Here is a 20,083-nt window from a genome sequence, read left to right on the forward strand (position 1 = left end):
TCCGTTTATTATTACCATTGCGTTTATGAACTTTTATATCGACTTATCGAGAGTAGCATTGCTCTCGTACCCACTTTCTCGCCCCCCCCCCCAAGGAGCAAAACAATCATGAAACGCCAACTACTGCTTAGCCTTTCCCTCTCGATGCTGGCCAGCACTGCTTTTGCCCTGCCAGCCGCTGACCAGGCTACGCCACAAGTGAAACAGAACCACTCGGTGTTCAGCCAGACTGTCGCCGCCGATGGCTCTGAACGCACTCCACAAGGTCAGACCCTTGCCGAAGGCGGTAATGATCGCCTGAAAGAAAAAGGCCTGATCACTCAGGATGGCTCGGACCGTACTCCACAAGGCCAAACCCTGGCTGCCGATGGTTCCGATCGCACTCCACAGGGCCAGACCCTTGCCGCTGACGGTTCGGATCGCACCCCACAAGGTCAAACCCTTGCCGCTGATGGCTCGGATCGCACCCCACAAGGTCAAACCCTTGCTGCCGACGGTTCCGACCGCACTCCACAAGGTCAAACCCTCGCTGAAGGCGGTTCGGATCGTACCCCACAAGGTCAAACCCTTGCTGAAGGCGGTTCGGATCGTACCCCACAAGGTCAAACCCTTGCTGAAGGCGGTGGTGATCGTGTGATCGAACGCAACAGTGCCCTGAGCTAAGCCCCATGGCCGCCCTGAAAAGAAGCCCAATCCCCGGATTGGGCTTTTGACTTTTCAGCGGTCCGCTTGATAGATGTCGCACTTCCCCGCTCGATCCCCCCACAGTCGTTCGACGCAGGCAAAGCCGATTTGCTAGAGTGCGCCGCGTCCCTGTCCAGAAAACGCCCTTGCGATGCTGCCCCGCGCCGAACAGAAGCAACAGACCCGTAACGCCCTGATGGACGCTGCCCGGCGCCTGATGGACGGCGGCCGAGGATTCGGCAGCCTGAGCCTGCGCGAAGTAGCGAAAACCGCCGGCATCGTACCGACCGGTTTCTACCGCCATTTTGCCGATATGGATGAACTGGGCCTGGTGCTGGTCAGCGAAGTCGGCCAGACATTCCGCGAAACCATTCGCCTGGTACGACACAACGAATTCGTGATGGGCGGCATCATCGATGCCTCGGTGCGGATCTTTCTCGATGTGGTCAGCGCCAACCGTTCGCAGTTCCTGTTTCTCGCCCGCGAGCAATACGGCGGTTCGCTGCCGGTACGCAAGGCCATCGGCCGTTTGCGTGAAGACATCAGTTCGGACCTGGCGGCGGATTTGTCACTGATGCCGAAACTGCAGCATCTGGACATCGCAGACCTGAGCGTCATGGCGGATCTGATCGTCAAAAGCGTGTTCGCCACCCTGCCAGATATCATCGACCCGCCAACCGAAGCCTTGCCCGAGCACCTGACGCCCCAGGCGAAAATCACCCAGCAACTGCGTTTTATCTTTATCGGCCTCAAACATTGGCAAGGGCTGGGCAGCACTGAGTAAACCTGTGGGAGCGGGCTTGCTCGCGATGGCGTCGGCACAGTCAGCATTCATATGACAGACACACAGCCATCGCGAGCAAGCTCGCTCCTACAGTGACGCGCATCGCATCATCTTGGTGCGCAGCGCAAAAGCAGCGCACTAAATTCATCCAAAAACCTCACATCAAAAAATCCCGTCCTACACCACCGTCAGGCATTTCCTACGCATCACGTCGATTGGCAAGCCCCTTGCTCTAGCCTGAACAATGTTCATAGCTGGAAGCCTTCCGATGCTGGTGATTCACCGCAGAATCGACCCTCAACCCGTTTGGGCCGCCGAACTGCACCTTACGTTCGAAGCCCGCAGCAAAAGCCGTTTGCGCTGTTTCAGTGCCGAAGGCGAAGACGTCGGGTTGTTTTTGGAGCGCGGCCAGCCGCCGTTGCATGACGGCGAATGCCTGCAAGCCGAAGACGGGCGAATCGTGCGTGTCTGCGCCCGCCCCGAACAATTGCTGCACGTCACCTGCGCCAATGCCTTCGAACTGACTCGCGCGGCCTATCACCTGGGCAACCGCCATGTCGCCCTGCAGGTCGGCGACGGCTGGTTGCGCCTGCTCGACGATTACGTGCTCAAGGCTATGCTCGAACAACTCGGCGCCGTTGCCACGAACATCGAAGCGCCGTTCCAGCCGGAACACGGTGCCTATGGCGGTGGCCACCATCATTCGCGTCACGGCGATGAAGACTTCAACTACGCGCCGAAACTGCACCAGTTCGGCGTACGCCCATGAACCCGGCCTGGGCACTGCTGCGCCTGGCCAGCCCACAATTGCCGATTGGCGGCTACAGCTACTCCCAAGGGCTGGAAATGGCGGTGGATAACGGCCGCATTCACGACTCCGACAGCGCCCGACGCTGGATCAGCGATCAGATGTTGCTGAACCTGGCCCGCTTCGAGGCACCGTTATTGCTCGCCCATTGCATGGCCGCCAGTGAGGACAACTGGGGCCAATTGCTGCAACGCTGCGAGGAACACCGCGCCAGTCGCGAAACCCGCGAGTTGCATCAGGAGAGCCGGCAGATGGGCTACTCGTTGCAGCAACTGCTCAATGGCTTGCCGGAACTCGACACTGCCGCCCGCGCCTTCCTCGAACAACGCACCGAGCCACATCTGGCCCTGGGTTGGGCATTGGCCGCACGCGCCTGGCAGATCAACCCGCAGGACGCCCTGGCCGCGTGGCTGTGGAGCTGGCTGGAAAACCAGTTGGCGGTGCTAATGAAGACCTTGCCATTGGGTCAGCAAGCCGCCCAGCGCCTGACCAGCGAACTGTTGCCGCTGCTTCAACAGGCTCAACAGAACGCCACTCGAATCGATCCCGATCATTACGGCAGCGCCGCTTTCGGCCTGTCCCTGGCGTGTATGGCCCATGAGCGCCAATACAGCCGCCTGTTCCGTTCCTAGGGCCCCTTATTTTGGAGAATCACATGAACACACAACCCCTGCGTGTCGGCATCGGCGGCCCGGTCGGTTCCGGCAAAACCGCCCTGACCCTGGCCCTGTGCCTTGCCCTGCGCGAGCGCTACAACCTGGCCGTCGTGACCAACGACATCTACACCCGCGAAGACGCCGACTTTCTGGTGCGCAATGAAGCCCTGGCGCCGGAACGCATCATTGGCGTGGAAACCGGCGGCTGCCCGCACACGGCCATCCGCGAGGACGCCTCGATCAACCTCGAAGCCGTGGATCAACTCAATCGCCGTTTTCCGGGGTTGGACCTGATTCTCGTGGAGTCCGGTGGCGACAACCTCTCCGCGACCTTCAGCCCGGAACTGTCAGACCTGACCATCTACGTGATCGACGTATCCGCCGGCGACAAACTGCCGCGCAAGGGTGGGCCGGGGATCTGCAAATCCGACCTGCTGGTGATCAACAAGATTGACCTGGCGCCGCTGGTCGGCGCCTCACTGGACATGATGAACAGCGACACCCTGCGCATGCGCAACGGCAAGCCATTCGTGTTCAGCAATCAGAAAACCGGCCTGGGCCTGGAAGAGATCATCGCCTTCATCGAACGCCAGGGTTTGCTGAACGCGGCCTGATTACGAATTATCAACAAGGAAGCTTATCCATGACACTCAAACGCATTTTCGGCGCCCTGGCCCTGCTGCTGACTCCGGCCCTCGCCTTCGCCCATCCGGGGCACGGCGACAATGGCTTGATCGCCGGTATCAGCCATCCGCTTGGCGGTCTCGATCACCTGCTGGCGATGCTCGCGGTGGGGTTGTGGGCGGCGCAGCAGAAAGGTGCTGCGCGCTGGGCCCTACCATGCACATTCGTGGGCACCATGCTGATCGGCGGCTTGCTGGGCTTTGAAGGTTTGAACCTGCCGGCACTGGAAAGCGGGATTGCGGCATCGGTACTGGCGCTGGGCCTGGCGGTGGCATTGGCAGTGCGTCCACCACTGGGCATGGCGCTGGCTGCGACGGCGTTGTTTGCGCTATTCCATGGTGTGGCCCATGGTCTGGAACTGCCGGAGATGTCGAGTCCCTGGACCTACGCCGCAGGCTTCGTCGCGGCGACGGCTGTGTTGCACGCGGCAGGTTATGCGCTGGTGCGGGTGTTGCCGCAGGCGGCGGCACCGTTGGTGCGATTGGCGGGTGCGGCTTCGGCGGCGACCGGCGTGTGGTTGTTGGCGGGTTGATCACGTGAAGCGGCAAGCTGAACTGCTCTTGCTTGCAGCTTGCCGCTTGAGCTTGATTCCTGCCCCTCTGCTAACATGTCGCGCAATCGCCCCTGCCGTGACGACGCCAGCCAATGCCGCCTGTTTCCCGCTCCGCCTCTCAGCCTGAATTGACCGCTCTGTTCGCCTCGGTGCAACAGCATTTCCTGAACGTCATCGTGCCGCTCTGGCAGGGCCCGGGCTGGAATGCCGACATGGCGTTGCCCTACGAAGCGCTGGATGCCGAACATCGGCCGCTGCCCCCACAACGCTACCGGGCCATGGCCTGTGCGCGGCAGTTGTACCTGTTTGCCAGCCTGATCGGTCAGGTGCCCAAGGCTGAAGAACACGCGGCGGCGCTTTTCCGTTCCTTGCAACGGCATTTCCACGATGCCGAGCATGGCGGCTGGTTCTACAGCATCGACCCGCAAGGTACGCCGCTGGATCAGCGCAAGGACCTCTACACCCACGCCTTTATCCTGTTCGCCTGCGCGCATTATTGGGACAAGGTCCGCGAGCCATTGGTGGAATCAGTGCTCAACGCCGCACTGGAAGTGGTGTCGCAGCGCTTCGCCACCGGCGACGGCCTGTACGAAGCCAGCCTTGATCGTGATTGGTCCTCGCTCGACTCCGGGCCATTGCAGAATCCTCTGATGCATTTGGCCGAAGCCTTCCTCGCCACTCTGTCGGTGCGCGAAGACGCGGCTGTGCAGAACGCGCTCGTCGAGTTATGCACAGCCATGCAAAAGCGCTTCATCGACCCGCAACGCGCGGTGTTGATGGAGAAGCCGCTCGGAGCTGTGGATAACTGGTTCGAGCCGGGCCATCAGTTCGAATGGTATTTCCTGTTGCAATCCTCGCCACTGCTGCGCGGCTCGACACTGCATGCCTCGCTGGAGCGCGCGTTTGCGTTCACCGAGCAAAGGGGTGTCGATCCGCAGACCGGTGCCGTGGGAGCGATGCTGGAACTGGACGACCACCCTCGCGACGCAACCCAACGCATCTGGGCACAGGCCGAATACTTGCGTGCCCTGACCTTGCGCCCGGGCAGTGAAGCATCGGTACAACGCCAATTGCAGGCGTTGCAACAGCGCTTTCTGCATACGGGCGGTTGGTATGAGTGTCGCGATGAGCAGGGCGAAGTGAGCCGCAAGGACATGCCGTCAACCACGCCTTATCACCTGGCGACCTGTTATCGCGGGTTGGCGGAATATCTCGCCACAAGGTGAAATCCAATCACTCAATCCACTTGCGATCCCCGGTAAAGCTGATGGTCAGCCATCGCGCGGCGTCCGGCTCGCCAAGCCTTGTGGAAATTTCCTCACGCAGACTGTCCAGTTGCCCCACGCCGTCCAGCCAGTAATCCTTCGGCAACACGATGTGTATTTCGATGAAACAGGCCCTGCCGTGTTTCTGCACGTAGGAAATGTAATCGTCGAAACCATGCTCGACCTTCGCCACCTCCATCACCTGACGCACCTTGTCGTCCAGTTGATCCGGGACGATCCCCAGCACATCGCGTAAGGCCGGGCCAAGGATTTTGAAGGCCGGGGGGAGCATGCCCAAGGCCAGCAGAATCAGGATCATCGGATCGACATACACCGCCCACTTGTCGTACCCCTGAGTCTTGAGCAGCAGCGCGATCAGGAAACTCACCAGCAGGCCCGCCGACAGCATCGCGTCCACCAGCCAGCTGATGTTGTCGAACTGGATCAGTGATGATTTGAGTGTGCGATTGCGATGGCGGACGTAGAAGAAATAAATGAGCTCGACGACGGTGAACACCGCCGCATAGACGATCACCAGGCCTAGTTCGACCTCGCGGCCACCACTGATGATGCCGAACACACCGTTGAGAAACGCATAAACGGCCACCAGGAATATGAAACAACCTTCGATCACCAGCACCATGGGCTCCAGGTGCCAGGAACCGAATTGGAAGCGCTGATTGCTTTCTTTGGCGATCAGCCGGGCGGTGATCAGCATCAGGACCTTGATGAAGGCCGCGATTAACGAAAAGAAGCCATCGAACAGGATGGATTGGGCACCTGAAACAAAACCGGTGATGATCCCGGCAAATGTCACGGCGAGCATCAGGAAGGTCGATTGTTTGAGCAGCGACTGCTCGCCTCGATTACTCACTTGATCTCCTCTGGTACCTCTGGACCGCCGGGTGTGGCGGGTAGCTTGAGGGAGGAGTCTAGCTGATGTCCGGTTTTGCCTGTTCCGGCCCCTTCGCGAGCAAGCCCGCTCCCACAAGGATTACGTTGAACCTGTGGGAGCGGGCTTGCTCGCGAATAGCCGTTATACGGTCTTAAGATTTACGGTCGATGGCAAACCCGGCCCAGGTCTGGCTCACCGGCATCAGCTCCAGGCTGTTGATGTTGATGTGTGCCGGGGCGTTGAGCACCCAGAAGATGGTTTCGGCGATGTCTTGCGGCTGAATCGCCTCGGCGCCCGCGTAAGTGGCGTTGTAGCGCTCCTGGTCACCGGCAAAACGCACCAGCGAAAACTCGCTCTCGCACAGGCCCGGCTCGATGTTGCTGACCCGTACGCCCGTGCCTTGCAGGTCGCAGCGCAGGTTCAGGGAGAACTGTTTGACGAACGCTTTGGTCGCGCCATACACGTGGCTGCCCGGGTACGGATAGTTGCCGGCGATGGAACCCAGGTTGACGATGCCGGCACCACGACCGTGGGCAATCAGGCGTGGCAACAGCAGACGTGTGCTGTACATCAGGCCTTTGACGTTGGTATCGACCATCGTGTCCCAATCGTCCAGGTCGCACTTGGGTGCCGGGTCAACACCCAGGGCCAGCCCGGCGTTGTTGATCAACCCGCGCAGTTTGGCAAAGGATGGCGGCAGATTGGCAATCGCCTCCTCCATGGCCTTGCGATCACGCACGTCGAGCACCAGGCCATGGACTTCCGTTTGCTGGGACAGCTCGGCGCACAGCGCATTGAGGCGCTCTTCACGACGCCCCGTCAGCACCAGTTTCCAGCCGGCCTCGGCAAAACGACGGGCACAGGCTTCACCAAAACCGGAGGTCGCGCCGGTAATAAACAGGGTGTTGGACATCGTGTTCTCCTTGCTTCGGCTGATCGCCAGCCATTGGAATAGAAAATCAGCAGGCAGCATGCCCGGCCTTGTTCGCAGCGGCAACCACCGCTCAAGCTGTGCAAAAAACGCTCAACTCCGGCAAGCCCTTTACCAACGTGGCCTGCAGCCATGTGCGCGCACGTTATCCACAGGCCGGTCCACAGTCTTTGGGGGCAAGTGGAAAAGCTGCAAGCCGCTATCCACAAGGCTTTGCGTGGGGTTTTAAAACTTTTTTGCTTGACCCTCAAGTACCGGCTGTGTAGCCCTTGGCCATTTTCATGACTGACGGGTCAAACCGGCGATGGCGCCAAGCCAGTAACCACGGCCTTCAGCCGAGTCTTTCCAGAGTTTAATCACAGACTTATCCACAGGCTTGTCCACGCTGATTCCGCACACTTTCATCACGAACAAAAAGGTTGACAAAGCAGCCTTGAAGTTGCGCAAAACTGCCTGATCAAAAAACAATCACAGCTCTGCAGGCCACGGATTCAAAGGCCTCCAGCCAGCTACTCCCACGTTATTCACAGCCGGCTCCACAGCAAACGGGGACAAGTCAAAACCGTGGCAAAACAACTATTTGCAGCGGCTTTATGTCGCGCTTCGGGAGCTTTGGAATATTGTTTTCCACAATTTCCCGGATCCCCCTGTAGGAGCGAGCATGCTCGCGAAGAGCGTCGGGATAATGCGGGCATTCAGGTAGCCCGCGTCATCGTTGACGACCATCGCGAGCATGCTCGGCTCCTACAGGAGGCGTGGTGTTCGGGATAAGAAAAAGCCCCGGCGATTGCTCGACGGGGCTGTGGGTATTTCAGAAAGGTATCAGTGCCCGCCGAGGTAGGCGTTGCGCACATCCTCGTTGACCAGCAGCTCCTTGCCGGTGCCGGTCATGCGGATTTCGCCGTTGACCATCACGTACGCCCGGTCCGACAGACGCAAGGCGTGGTTGGCGTTCTGCTCCACCAGGAAGATGGTCATGCCGGTCTTGGCCAGTTCACGCAGGGTCGCGAAGATCTGCTTCACCACGATCGGCGCCAGGCCCAGGCTCGGCTCATCCAGCAGCAGCAACTTGGGCCGGCTCATCAGGGCCCGGGCGATGGCGAGCATCTGCTGCTCGCCGCCGGACATGGTCATCGCCCGCTGGGTACGCCGCTCTTCGAGCCGCGGGAACAGCTCGAACATGCGTTGCATGTCTTCCTTGGCGTACTTGTCACCGATCGGGATAGTGCCCATCAGCAGGTTTTCCTCGACTGTCATGTCGGGGAACACCCGCCGCCCTTCCGGCGACTGCGCGATGCCGTTGGAGGCGATGTAGTGGGACGACTTGTGAGTAATGTCCACGCCCTGATAAAGGATCTGCCCGTCGGCTGCCCGTGGCTGGCCGAAGATCGACATCAGCAGGGTCGACTTGCCGGCACCGTTGGAGCCGATCAGGCTGACAGTTTCGCCTTCCTTGATGTGCAGCGAGACTTTCTTCAAGGCCTGGATCGGCCCGTAAAACACATCCAGTTCCTTGAGTTCGAGGATGGGTTGGCTCATAGCACCACTTCCTCTTCATCGGCGCCCAGGTAGGCCGCAATCACTTTCGGATCGTTACGAATCGCATCGGGGCCGCCCTCGGCGATGACGATGCCGTGGTCCAGCACCACGATGTGGTCGGAAATGCTCATTACCATGCCCATGTCGTGTTCGATCAGCACCACGGTCAGATCGTGCTCGTCGCGCAGCAGCCGGATCATCGCGCTCAGCGCTTCGGTTTCCTGAGGGTTGAGGCCGGCAGCCGGCTCGTCGAGGCAGATGATCTGCGGACGGGTGCACATGGCGCGGGCGATTTCCAGGCGGCGTTGCTGACCGTAGGACAGCTCACCGGCCAGGCGGTTGGCGCAGTCCACCAGATCCACCACTTCCAGCCAGTAGAACGCGTGGTCCAGCGCATCGCTTTCGGCCTTGCGATAGCCCTTGGTGTTGAGGATGCCGGCCAGCATGTTGCGGTTGACCCACATGTGCTGGGCCACCAGCAGGTTTTCCAGCACCGACATTTCCTTGAACAGGCGAATGTTCTGGAAGGTCCGAGCCAGCCCGGCACGGTTCACCAGGTGGGTGCCGCCGAACGCCTTGTAGAACAGCCGACTGGCGAAGGATTTCGGCGAGACGAAATCGGTCGGCTTGAACGATTCGCCCAGCAATTTGATGACGTTGGTCTGCTGACCACGCACATTGAGTTCGATTTTGCCGCCGGTAGCCTTGTAGAACCCGGTCAGGCAGTTGAACACCGTGGTTTTGCCGGCGCCGTTGGGCCCGATCAGGGCGAAGATCGAATTGCGGTGGACTTTCAGGCTGACATCGTTCAACGCCTTGATGCCGCCGAAGTGCATCATCAGCTTTTCGACACTGAGTACGACTTCGCTCATGGCGCTACTCCTTTACGCGGGGTCACACCGGTACGGCTGATCCGAATCAGGCCGCGCGGTCGCCAGATCATCATCAACACCATCAGGATGCCGAACAGCAGCACGCGGTATTCGGCGAAGCCACGCAGCAGTTCCGGAGCCACGGTCAGCACGAATGCCGCAATGACGACGCCTATGGTCGAGCCCATGCCGCCGAGTACCACGATGGCAAGGATCAGCGCCGATTCGAAGAAGGTGAACGACGTCGGGTTGACGAAGCCCTGGTAAGTGGCGAAGAACACCCCGGCCAGACCAGCCGTCGAAGCGCCGATGGTGAACGCCGAGAGCTTGACCAGTACATGGTTCAGGCCCATGGAGCGGCAAGCGATTTCGTCTTCACGCAGCGCTTCCCAGGCACGGCCGACCGGCATGCGGGTCAGGCGGTGCTTGATGTGCAGCACGGCCAGGACCACCAGGAACAACACGGCGTAGATGAAGTAGTACTTCACATCAGGGTTGTAGGCGATGCCGAAGAACTCATGGAACGGCACCCCGCCCTCTTTCGCCCTTTTGCCGAACTCGATGCCGAAGAAGGTTGGCAACGGCGCTGCCATGCCATTCGGGCCGCCGGTCAGGGACAGCCAGTTATTGAGGATCAACCGGATGATTTCACCGAAGCCCAGGGTCACGATCGCCAGGTAGTCACCGTGCAGGCGCAGCACCGGGAAACCGAGGATGCAACCGGCCAGGCCGGCCGTGATCGCCGCCAGCGGCAACACCGTCCAGAAACCCAGCCCCAGGTACTGATAACCGAGCGCCAGGCCGTAGGCGCCGATGGCGTAGAACGCCACGTAACCCAGGTCGAGCAGGCCGGCCAGGCCGACCACGATGTTCAAACCCAGCCCCAGCAATACGTAGATCAGCCCGAGGATAACCACGCCCAGCAGGTAGGAGTTGGAGAAAAACGGGAACACCACGGCGATGGCAATCATCAGCGGGATGATCCAGCGCAACCGGGATTTGTAATCAGGCGCCAGTACATGAACCCCGGAGCCGGTGCTTTCAAAGCCTTCGAGAATTCTCAGGCCCTTTGGGGTTTGCAGGAACAGGCTCAAGGCAAAACGACCGGCCATGACGATAGCGACAATCCAGGCCACCCGGGTCGCTTCCAGGTTGAAGCCATAGCCATCGAGGACGATGCCGACAATCGGGCCGAATACAATCAGGGCCACGAGGCCGGCAAGAATCGCGTCAACCAGGCTTTTTTTGAGATCAATGGTTATTTTAGTGGTTGAAGACATCGCTTACACCTTCGACACAAGAGGACGGCCGAGCAGGCCCTGGGGCCGAAAGACCAGAACGAGAACCAGCAGCGAGAAGCTGAAGACGTCTTTGTAGTCCGAGTTGACCAGACCTGAGAACAGCGACTCGGAGATGCCGAGGATGATCCCGCCGAGCATGGCACCAGGCAGCGAGCCAATCCCGCCGAGCACCGCTGCGGTGAACGCCTTGATGCCGATGACGAAGCCTGCATAGAAGTCGAACGTGCCGTAGTTCATGGTAATCAGCACACCGGCCAGGGCTGCCATCGCTGCACCGATGATGAACACGTAGGAAATGATGCGGTCGGTGTTGATCCCCAGGATCGAGGCCATCTTGCGGTCTTGCTGGGTCGCTCGGCACATGCGGCCGAGCTTGGTGTATTTGATGACATAGGTCAGCAGGCCCATCCCGACAAACGCTGCGACCAGAATGAAGATCTTGGTGTAAGTGAGCTGGACGAAGCCGGTCCCGACTTCTACTCGCCATGCACCCGTCAGCAGTGTCGGAACGCCTTGTTGGCGGGCACCCTGGGCGATCTGTGCATAGTTTTGCAGGATCAGCGAAATCCCGATGGCGCTGATCAGCGGTGCCAGCCGGGTGGAGTTACGCAGGGGTTTGTAGGCAACACGCTCGATGACCCAGCCATACACCGCCGTGACGACGATGGTGAAGATCAGTGTACCGAGCATCAACAGGGGGAAGGATTCAATACCGAAGTATGCCAGCAGAGCCAGACTGATTGCCGCGAGGTAAGCGGAAATCATGTAAACCTCGCCGTGGGCGAAGTTGATCATGCCGATGATGCCATAGACCATTGTGTAGCCGATGGCGATCAGGCCATAGACCGACCCGAGGGTCAGGCCGTTGACCAGTTGCTGCAGGAAAATACCATCCATAACGCAATCTCACGCAATGAGAACCTGCACATGTGGCTGTGCGGTTCTTCTAAGGAAAATACAGATTTACGTCGGAGCAATGTCAGCCACGATCAGGCAGCCCATCACCGCCCCCTGTAGGAGCTGGCTTGCCAGCGAAAGCGGTGTATCAGCCAACATTGATGTCGACTGATCTGGCGCATTCGCGGGCAAGCCCGCTCCTACAAGGGATCAGTGGGCTCAGCCGATCAGGTCAGCCCTTACTTCTGTTTTTCCAGTTGGTGGTATTTGCCGTCCTTGTCCCACTGGTAAACCACGTAGTCGGAGACTTTCAGGTCGCCCTTGCTGTCCCAGGTCTTCTCGCCCATGACGGTCTTGACCGGGTTGGCTTTCAGCCATTTGGCAGCGTCTTCGCCCTTGTTGGACTTGGCGCCATTGAAGGCTGCGGCCAGGGTCTGAACCGAGGCGTAGGCGTACAGGGTGTAGCCTTCAGGTTCGGTGCCGGCCTTGCGGAAGGCGTCTACCACGGTCTTGCTGTCTGGCAGCAGACGTGGGTCGGCGCCGAAGGTCATCAGTACGCCATCAACGTTCTGTGGGCCACCGGCGGTGGTCACCAGTTCGTCCGTCACGATGCCGTCATCGGACATGAACTTGACGTCCTTGAGGCCCTGTTCACGCAGTTGCCGAACCAGTGGACCGGCTTCCGGGTGCAAGCCGCCGAAGTAGACCACGTCGGCACCGGCCGCACGGATCTTGGTGACGACGGCGCTGAAGTCTTTCTCGCCGCGGGTCAGACCCTCGTACAGCACCGGCTTCACGCCGCGTTTTTCCAGCTGAGCCTTGGTTGCGTCCGCCAGGCCCTGACCGTAGGTGTCCTTGTCGTGCAGTACGGCGACTTTCTTGCCCTTGAGCACGTCGACGACATAGTCGCCTGCCACGATACCTTGCTGGTCGTCACGCCCGCACATGCGGAACATGGCACTCAGGCCGCGCTCGGTCACCTTGGGGTTGGTGGAACCCGGGGTGATCGTGATGATGCCGGCTTCGTCGTAGATCTCGGAAGCAGGGATGGTGGACGAGGAACAGAAGTGACCTACTACGCCAGCGACTTTCTTTTCGGTCAGGTCCTTGGCGACCGTCACAGCCTGTTTCGGTTCGCAGGCATCATCGCCCTTGACCAGTACGATTTTTTCCCCGTTCACGCCGCCCGCTGCGTTCACCGCATCGGCCGCTGCCTGTGCACCCTTCATGTACTGCTCGCCAAATGCCGCGTTGGCGCCTGTCATCGGGCCCGCCACACCGATTTTCACGTCAGCTTGTGCAAATGCAGAAACACCCAGCGCAGTTGCCACTGCGAGAGCCAGAAAGCCTTTCTTGTAAAACGTATGGGACATGAGGTGGTGCTCCATGGTTTTTTTTTAATTGGCACTGCGACTTCACTGAATGCTCAGAGCAAGGGCCGTGCCATCGGTTTTTTATTCTGAAAAAAGTCGCTGCTTTCTTGTTATTTCGACTGTTTCGGGCCCATTTTCATTGGGCGTGCAACCGTCTAAACCGCGGAAGGTAAAACCATTATTTTTTTGAGGCGCAACCCGCCTGCGCCATCATTGCAACCGCGGCATTAAACGACGTGCAACCAGCCTGTAACAACGTGCGTCACCGAAGTGCACACTGCTGGTGCGGGGACTGCTACAACCCGCACCATTGACAGGCTAGCTGCAGATCGAAAAAGCGCCGCTTCCCGCTGCAAAAATCAACATTCAGATCACGATCCGCAGGCACTGGCCTGCGTGATACAGCGAGAATCCCGCCTCATACAGACAGCTGCGCAACCCCACCCCGGCCAGTGGCTGCATGGGGGCAAAGGGGATCGGTAGCGCTTGAGGATTTCCGTTACACAGGTAGTCGGCAAAGGCCTTGCCGACCACCGTCCCCGTGGTCACGCCCCGCCCGTTGTAACCGGTGACGGCCACCAGACCGGGCGCAGGTTCGAACAGGCGCATCAAATGATCGGGGGTGAAGGCGATGCGACCGGTCCAGGTGCACTCCCACTCCACCGGCTTGAGGTACGGGAAATAGTGTCGTTGTACCCGATCGGCCCAGGCCTTGAGAAACCAGGCCGGTTTCTGATTGCCATTACCGAGGCTACCCAGCAGCAGCCTTCCGTCTTTATCCCGACGGATGCTGCTCAGGACCTGGCGGGTGTCCCAGGAACCCTGGCCGCCGGGAAGAATCTGCCGGGCGGCCTCTTCGGTCAGCGGGACCGAGGCCACCTGATAGTAATAACCGGGGAAAAAATTGCGTCGCAGCTCCGTCCAGTCGCCTTCGGTGTAGGCATTGGAGGCAATCACCACTTTCTCGGCCATGACCGAACCCTGGGCGGTTTGCACTGACCAGCGCTGACCCTGGCGTTCGAGCCGGGTGACCGGAGAATGATCGAACAACTGCCCGCCCAGACCGATGGCCGCCTTGGCCAGCCCGGTGGTGTAGGCCATCGGGTTAAGCGTGCCGGCACGGCGATCGAGCAGCGCGGCGGCAATCTTTTGGGTGCCCGTGGCCTGCTCGCAAGCCTGACCGGTCAACAATTCCACCGGCGCCCCGCGGCGTTTCCATTGCTCTTCACGACTGCGCAAGTCGGCCTCGCCACGGGCGTTGTGCGCCATGTGCAGCGTGCCCTCGCGGCGCAGCTGGCAATCGATGTCGTACTTGTCCACCAGGCTGAACACCAGGGATGGCGCCGCGCCCAGCATGCGGTTGAGCTGGCTGCCGACTTGCGTGCCGAACCCGGCTTCGATCTCGTCCGGGGGAATCCACATCCCGGCATTGACCAGCCCGACGTTGCGCCCCGAACCACCGTGGCCGGCGCGATGGGCCTCCAGTACACAAACGGTCTTGCCTTGCTCCAGCAGATGCACCGCCGCCGACAAACCGGTAAAACCGGCGCCGATGACGCAGACATCCACCGTGACCTCACCCTTGAGGGCCGAATTGTCCGGCCTTTGCGGCGTCAGTTTTTCCCACAGACACTCTTCGCGTAACGGCATTGCCAGACTCCAACAGAAACCTAACCAACACACCATTCAACTGTAGGAGCAGCCGGTCGACGCTCGATTGCTCGCGATGGACGCCAACGATAACGCGTGCTTGCTGCATAAACGCGTTGCCTTGACGTTTTTCGCGAGCAAGCTCGCTCCTACAGGGGATCACCGATCAGTCGAACGTGATGCCCTGCGCCAACGGCAACTCCAGCGAATAGTTCACGGTGTTGGTCTGGCGGCGCATGTAGCCGCGCCATGCATCGGAGCCGGATTCACGACCACCGCCGGTTTCTTTCTCGCCACCGAATGCGCCGCCGATTTCCGCGCCGCTCGGGCCGATGTTGACGTTGGCGATGCCGCAGTCGCTGCCCACCGCCGACATGAACTGCTCGGCTTCACGCACGTCGGTGGTGAAGATGCACGAGGACAGGCCTTGTGGCACGGCGTTGTTCAGGCGCAGGGCCTCCTGGAAATCGCTGTAACCGACCACGTACAGGATCGGGGCGAAGGTTTCGTGGCAGACCACGTCGCTCTGCTCCGGCATTTCGACGATGGCCGGCGACACGTAGTAGGCATTCGGGAATTTGTCTTCCAGCTGACGCTGGCCGCCGAACACCCGACCGCCTTCGCTCAGGGCCTGTTCCAGCGCGTCCTGCATGTTGTCGAAGCTTTGCTTGTCGATCAGCGGACCGACCAGATTGCCTTCCAGCGGATGGCCGATGCGTACTTTCGAGTACGCGGCTTTCAGGCGAGTGACGATTTCTTCTTTCACCGACTCATGCGCAATCAGGCGACGCAGGGTGGTGCAGCGCTGACCGGCGGTGCCCACGGCGCTGAACAGGATCGCGCGAACGGCCATGTCCAGGTCGGCGCTCGGGCCGAGGATCATCGCGTTGTTGCCGCCCAATTCCAGAATGCTGCGGGCGAAGCGTGCGGCGATTTTCGGAGCCACTTCGCGCCCCATGCGGGTGCTGCCGGTAGCGCTGACCAACGCGACACGCGGGTCATCGACCAGCGCTTCGCCAGCATCGCGACCGCCGATGATGACCTGGCTCAGGTGTGCAGGTGCATCGCTGAAGTTCTTCAGCACGCGGTCGAACAGCGCCTGACAGGCCAGGGCGGTCAGCGGGGTTTTTTCCGACGGTTTCCAGATCACCGGATTACCGCAGACCAGCGCCAGCGTGGCGTTCCAGGCCCAGACCGCTACCGGGAAGTTGAAGGCGCTGATCACCCCGACGACGCCCAGCGGATGCCAGGTTTCGCGCATGTGGTGGCCTGGACGCTCGGAAGCGATGGTCAAGCCGTACAACTGGCGGGACAGGCCGACGGCGAAATCGCAGATGTCGATCATTTCCTGAACTTCACCCAGTCCTTCCTGAGTGATCTTGCCGGCTTCCCAGGAAACCAGTTCGCCGAGGTCGGCCTTGTATTCGCGCAGAATGTCGCCCAGTTGACGCACCAATTCGCCACGGCGCGGTGCCGGGACTTTACGCCACAGTTCGAACGCATGATCTGCGCGACTGATGTGCTGCTCGACTTCAGCCGCGCCTTCCCAGTTCACGGCGGCGATCCTGCTGCCATCGATCGGCGAATGCACCGGCACTTTGCCGTTCTGGTACAGGGCCGGATTCACACCTAGACGATCAAGCAATGCGGCAACCATGGGTCACTCCTCAAGCAAAAGACAGAACACGTGCAGCCGGAAAATCACGGCTGATCAGACCTGTAGTTTTAGCTGCCCGGAGGTTACTCAACAAACGACCTTTAAGAGAGATATCATTCCGTTTATTCATGCTGTGCATTGCTGGCAATAAGAAACAAGAACCAAGGACCGCCCATGCTGAATAAACGCTACTTGCCATCGATCGCTGCGTTGCAGTGCTTCGAAGCCGTCACCCGGCACTTGAGCTTCACCCGGGCCGCCGAAGAGCTGAACCTGACCCAAAGCGCCGTGAGCAAACAGGTCGCGCAACTCGAAGAGTTGTTGCAGCACCTGCTGTTTCGCCGGGTGCGCCGCCGCCTGCAGATGACGCCGGCTGGCGATCTGTACCTGGTTGAGGTGCGAAAAATCCTCACTCAGGTCGAGATGTCGACCCATTACCTGCGTTCCTACGGTGGCGAAACAGAAGTCCTGCGGGTTTCGACGCCCCCCACCTTCGGCGCGCGCTGGCTGGTGCCGCGCCTGAAAGGCTGGCGCTTGCGGCACCCGTCGATCCACCTGGACCTGTGCAGCGAGCAGGAAGCCGACGATCTGCTGCAAGGTCGCAGCGACCTGGCGTTCTACTTCGGCCAGGGCTCACGGCCCGGTACCGAATGCCTGAAGCTGTTCGGCGAAGAGTTGGTGCCGGTGTGCGCCCCCGGCAGCCTGCCGGACACGCCATTTACCGATCCGACGCAACTGACCGACCTGGTCCTGCTGCAAAACGCTTCCCGCCCCCAGGCCTGGCATGACTGGTTCGACCACCAGGGCTACCACACCGAGCACAGCTACCACGGCCCGCGTTTCGAAACCTTCTACATGTGCATCCGCGCCGCCCAGGTTGGCTGCGGCGTGGCGCTGCTGCCACGGTTTCTGGTGGAAGAGGAACTGGCCGACGGCAAGCTGGTCATTCCCTGGCAGCATGCAATGCCCAGCAGCGATGCCTATTACCTGGCATACCCGGAGCACTCGGCGGAAGTGCCCAAGGTGCGGGACTTTGTGAAGTGGATGCTGGAGCAGATCGATAGCCCGGAGATCTCGCAAATTTAGCGTTGCACGCTGTACCTGTGGGAGCGGCGGTGCGGCGATCCGACTTGCTCGCGAAAGCGGTGTGTCAGTCACCGTAAATGTTGAACGAGAAGCCGCCTTCGCGAGCAAGCCCGCTCCCACAGGGTTCTGTTGCGAACCAAAAAATTGCTGGCAATCCCTGCCACCGATATGCGCCACTAGCGCCATTGATCAATACCGCTGCAACGCTGGAGATTCCCGTTATGAGCGAGAGTGTGTTTGCCGATCGCATCGTGCAGAACCTGCTCGACACCGACTTCTACAAACTGACGATGATGCAGGCGGTGCTGCACAACTACCCGAACGTCGAAGTCGAATGGGAGTTTCGTTGCCGTAACAGCGAGGACTTGCGCCCCTACCTGGCGGAAATCCGTTTCCAGATCGAGCGCTTGGCCGAGTTGAGCCTGAGCGCCGATCAATTGAGCTTTCTGGAGCGCATCAGCTTCCTGAAGCCGGATTTCCTGCGTTTCCTCGGGTTGTTTCGCTTCAACCTGCGCTATATCCACACCGGCATCGAAAACGGTCAGCTGTTTATCCGCCTGCGGGGCCCCTGGCTGCATGTGATCCTGTTCGAAGTACCGCTGCTGGCGCTGGTCAGCGAGGTGCGCAACCGCTATCGCTACCGCGAAGTCGTGCTGGAGCGGGCCCGCGAGCAGCTCTACCGCAAGTTCGACTGGCTGAGCGCCAACGCCAGCAGTGATGAATTGTCCGAATTGCAGGTGGCCGACTTCGGCACCCGCCGTCGCTTCTCGTATCGCGTGCAGGAAGAAGTGGTGAATGTGCTCAAGCACGATTTCCCCGGACGCTTCGTCGGCACCAGCAACGTGCACCTGTCCCGGGAGCTGGACATGAAACCGCTGGGCACCATGGCCCACGAATGGATCATGGCGCACCAGCAACTCGGCCCACGGCTGATTGACAGCCAGATCGCCGCACTCGATTGCTGGGTCCGCGAATACCGTGGCCTGCTGGGGATCGCCCTGACCGACTGCATCACCATGGACGCCTTTCTCGGCGATTTCGATCTGTTTTTCGCCAAGCTTTTCGACGGTTTGCGCCACGACTCGGGCGATCCGGTGGTCTGGGCGGAAAAAGCCATTGCCCACTATCACAAGCTCGGCATCGACCCGATGAGCAAGACGCTGACCTTCTCCGACAGCCTGACCCTGCCCAAGGCCCTGGAGATATTCCGGGCGTTGCGCGGTCGGATCAATGTCAGCTTCGGCATCGGCACCAACCTGACCTGTGATATTCCGGGTGTCGAACCGATGAGCATCGTGCTTAAAATGAGCGCCTGCAACGACCAGCCGGTGGCAAAGATTTCCGACGAGCCAGGCAAGACGCACTGCAAAGACCCGAATTTCGTCGCTTACTTGCGACACGTTTTCCAAGTACCTGCCGCCCTTTCAAGTACATCAAGCAAGGAGTGAATTCATGCAAGCCGTACAGCGTGAGATTGCTGAACAGCTCAAGGTCCAGCCGCCATTCGCCGACGAAGCCGCCCTCGAGGCCGAAGTCGCCCGGCGGGTGACCTTCATCCAGGACTGCCTGGTCAACTCCGGGCTCAAGACCCTGGTATTGGGCATCAGTGGCGGTGTCGACTCCCTGACCGCTGGCCTGCTGGCCCAACGTGCCATCCGTGAACTGCGCCAGCGCAGCGGTGATGCCGCCTACAAATTCATCGCCGTGCGCCTGCCCTACGAAACCCAGTTCGATGAGCACGACGCCCAGGCTTCGGTGGATTTCATCAAGCCGGACGAGCGCCACACCGTGAACATCGGCCCGGCGGTCAAATCCCTGGCCAATGAAGTGGCGGCCTTTGAAGGCAAACATGCGGTGTCGGTGGATTTCGTGCTCGGCAACACCAAGGCGCGCATGCGCATGGTCGCCCAGTACACCATCGCCGGCGCGACCCATGGACTGGTGATCGGCACCGATCACGCGGCAGAAGCGGTGATGGGTTTCTTCACCAAGTTCGGTGACGGCGCCTGCGACCTGGCGCCACTGAGTGGCCTGGTGAAAAACCAGGTCCGCGCCATCGCCCGCAGCTTCGGCGCGCCGGAGTCGCTGGTGGAGAAAGTCCCGACCGCCGACCTTGAAGACCTGTCGCCCGGCAAACCGGACGAAGCTTCCCACGGCGTGACCTATGCCGAGATCGATGCGTTCCTGCACGGCAATCCGGTGCGCGAGGAAGCATTCAGGATCATTTGCGACACCTACAACAAGACCCATCACAAGCGCGTGATGCCGTTTGCACCTTGAGGTGTGAGTGAATGAAAAAGCCCGCTGAAGTGTTGAGCTTCAGCGGGCTTTTTCTTTGGCCAGAACATGCGTTGATGCTTCTGGCCCCTTCGCGAGCAAGCCCGCTCCCACAGGTACTGTGTTGTCCCTGTGGGAGCGGGCTTGCTCGCGAAGAACGATGACGCGGTG

The 20,083-nt window shown here is 60.2% G+C and carries 20 protein-coding genes; 10 read left to right on the top strand and 10 right to left on the bottom strand.

All coding sequences use genetic code 11. The features are described from left to right. The first annotated feature begins 108 nt into the window (after positions 1 to 108). The 7 genes from ACCD00_RS14105 (at position 109) to ACCD00_RS14135 (ending at position 5,395) form a co-directional block, all read left to right on the top strand. On the top strand, positions 109 to 663 hold the full coding sequence (locus ACCD00_RS14105; RefSeq protein WP_413425358.1) for a hypothetical protein: 555 nt from the start codon (positions 109 to 111) through the stop codon (positions 661 to 663). 172 nt (positions 664 to 835) lie between these two features. Further along, entirely contained in the window at positions 836 to 1,468 is a 633-nt protein-coding gene (locus tag ACCD00_RS14110) for a TetR family transcriptional regulator (protein WP_008016847.1), read from the top strand. Positions 1,469 to 1,736: 268 nt separating this feature from the next. Continuing rightward, on the top strand, positions 1,737 to 2,237 hold the full coding sequence (gene ureE, locus ACCD00_RS14115) for an urease accessory protein UreE (RefSeq protein WP_413425360.1): 501 nt from the start codon (positions 1,737 to 1,739) through the stop codon (positions 2,235 to 2,237). After that, a complete protein-coding gene (locus ACCD00_RS14120) occupies positions 2,234 to 2,908 on the top strand; it encodes an urease accessory protein UreF (protein WP_413425362.1) in 675 nt (224 codons plus the stop codon). Before ureE ends, ACCD00_RS14120 begins: the two co-directional genes overlap by 4 nt. 23 nt (positions 2,909 to 2,931) lie before the next feature. Further along, entirely contained in the window at positions 2,932 to 3,546 is a 615-nt protein-coding gene (ureG, locus tag ACCD00_RS14125; RefSeq protein WP_413425364.1) for an urease accessory protein UreG, read from the top strand. A gap of 29 nt (positions 3,547 to 3,575) precedes the next feature. Next, positions 3,576 to 4,148 (top strand): HupE/UreJ family protein, encoded by a 573-nt coding sequence (locus ACCD00_RS14130; RefSeq protein WP_413425366.1) that lies wholly within the window; start codon positions 3,576 to 3,578, stop codon positions 4,146 to 4,148. A gap of 113 nt (positions 4,149 to 4,261) precedes the next feature. Beyond that, complete coding sequence (locus tag ACCD00_RS14135; protein ID WP_413425368.1) at positions 4,262 to 5,395, top strand: AGE family epimerase/isomerase; 1,134 nt, start codon at positions 4,262 to 4,264, stop codon at positions 5,393 to 5,395. Between the two features lie 7 nt (positions 5,396 to 5,402). On the opposite strand, the gene ACCD00_RS14140 is transcribed toward ACCD00_RS14135, so the two are convergent. The 10 genes from ACCD00_RS14140 to ACCD00_RS14185 form a co-directional block, all read right to left on the bottom strand. Continuing rightward, positions 5,403 to 6,308, bottom strand: a complete 906-nt coding sequence (locus tag ACCD00_RS14140) for a cation diffusion facilitator family transporter (RefSeq protein ID WP_413425370.1) — start codon at positions 6,306 to 6,308, stop codon at positions 5,403 to 5,405. A gap of 172 nt (positions 6,309 to 6,480) precedes the next feature. Then, positions 6,481 to 7,242 (bottom strand): SDR family oxidoreductase, encoded by a 762-nt coding sequence (locus tag ACCD00_RS14145; RefSeq protein ID WP_413425372.1) that lies wholly within the window; start codon positions 7,240 to 7,242, stop codon positions 6,481 to 6,483. Positions 7,243 to 7,539: 297 nt separating this feature from the next. Beyond that, positions 7,540 to 7,728 (bottom strand): hypothetical protein, encoded by a 189-nt coding sequence (locus ACCD00_RS14150; protein WP_413425374.1) that lies wholly within the window; start codon positions 7,726 to 7,728, stop codon positions 7,540 to 7,542. 354 nt (positions 7,729 to 8,082) lie between these two features. Next, the gene (locus ACCD00_RS14155) at positions 8,083 to 8,799 is read right to left on the bottom strand and encodes an ABC transporter ATP-binding protein (protein WP_008016858.1); all 717 of its coding nucleotides are present in this window, start codon (positions 8,797 to 8,799) and stop codon (positions 8,083 to 8,085) included. Next, positions 8,796 to 9,671, bottom strand: coding sequence for an ATP-binding cassette domain-containing protein (locus ACCD00_RS14160; protein WP_111284314.1), 876 nt, complete (start codon positions 9,669 to 9,671; stop codon positions 8,796 to 8,798). The genes ACCD00_RS14155 and ACCD00_RS14160 overlap by 4 nt, the downstream gene beginning before the upstream one ends. After that, positions 9,668 to 10,951: a high-affinity branched-chain amino acid ABC transporter permease LivM gene (gene livM / locus ACCD00_RS14165; protein WP_413425376.1), complete on the bottom strand. Its 1,284-nt coding sequence runs from the start codon at positions 10,949 to 10,951 to the stop codon at positions 9,668 to 9,670. Before livM ends, ACCD00_RS14160 begins: the two co-directional genes overlap by 4 nt. 3 nt (positions 10,952 to 10,954) lie before the next feature. Further along, positions 10,955 to 11,869 (bottom strand): ABC transporter permease subunit, encoded by a 915-nt coding sequence (locus tag ACCD00_RS14170; protein WP_008001868.1) that lies wholly within the window; start codon positions 11,867 to 11,869, stop codon positions 10,955 to 10,957. Between the two features lie 239 nt (positions 11,870 to 12,108). Next, positions 12,109 to 13,242, bottom strand: coding sequence for an ABC transporter substrate-binding protein (locus ACCD00_RS14175; protein ID WP_111284308.1), 1,134 nt, complete (start codon positions 13,240 to 13,242; stop codon positions 12,109 to 12,111). 366 nt (positions 13,243 to 13,608) lie between these two features. Beyond that, positions 13,609 to 14,892 carry an NAD(P)/FAD-dependent oxidoreductase gene (locus ACCD00_RS14180; protein ID WP_413425379.1) on the bottom strand — a complete coding sequence of 428 codons (1,284 nt, stop codon included), beginning with the start codon at positions 14,890 to 14,892 and terminating at the stop codon, positions 13,609 to 13,611. 166 nt (positions 14,893 to 15,058) lie between these two features. Further along, positions 15,059 to 16,549: an aldehyde dehydrogenase family protein gene (locus tag ACCD00_RS14185; RefSeq protein ID WP_413425381.1), complete on the bottom strand. Its 1,491-nt coding sequence runs from the start codon at positions 16,547 to 16,549 to the stop codon at positions 15,059 to 15,061. A gap of 174 nt (positions 16,550 to 16,723) precedes the next feature. Between ACCD00_RS14185 and ACCD00_RS14190 the strand changes: the two genes are divergently transcribed. From ACCD00_RS14190 to nadE, 3 genes are all read left to right on the top strand, one after another. Continuing rightward, complete coding sequence (locus ACCD00_RS14190) at positions 16,724 to 17,635, top strand: LysR family transcriptional regulator (protein ID WP_413425383.1); 912 nt, start codon at positions 16,724 to 16,726, stop codon at positions 17,633 to 17,635. Between the two features lie 221 nt (positions 17,636 to 17,856). After that, the gene (gene pncB, locus ACCD00_RS14195) at positions 17,857 to 19,083 is read left to right on the top strand and encodes a nicotinate phosphoribosyltransferase (RefSeq protein ID WP_413425385.1); all 1,227 of its coding nucleotides are present in this window, start codon (positions 17,857 to 17,859) and stop codon (positions 19,081 to 19,083) included. Positions 19,084 to 19,087: 4 nt separating this feature from the next. Then, the gene (nadE, locus tag ACCD00_RS14200) at positions 19,088 to 19,915 is read left to right on the top strand and encodes an ammonia-dependent NAD(+) synthetase (RefSeq protein WP_413425387.1); all 828 of its coding nucleotides are present in this window, start codon (positions 19,088 to 19,090) and stop codon (positions 19,913 to 19,915) included. Positions 19,916 to 20,083 lie beyond the last annotated feature (168 nt).

It is taken from the genome of Pseudomonas sp. Pseusp3 (genome assembly GCF_047304225.1).
In the GTDB taxonomy this organism is placed as follows: domain Bacteria; phylum Pseudomonadota; class Gammaproteobacteria; order Pseudomonadales; family Pseudomonadaceae; genus Aquipseudomonas; species Aquipseudomonas fluorescens_CD.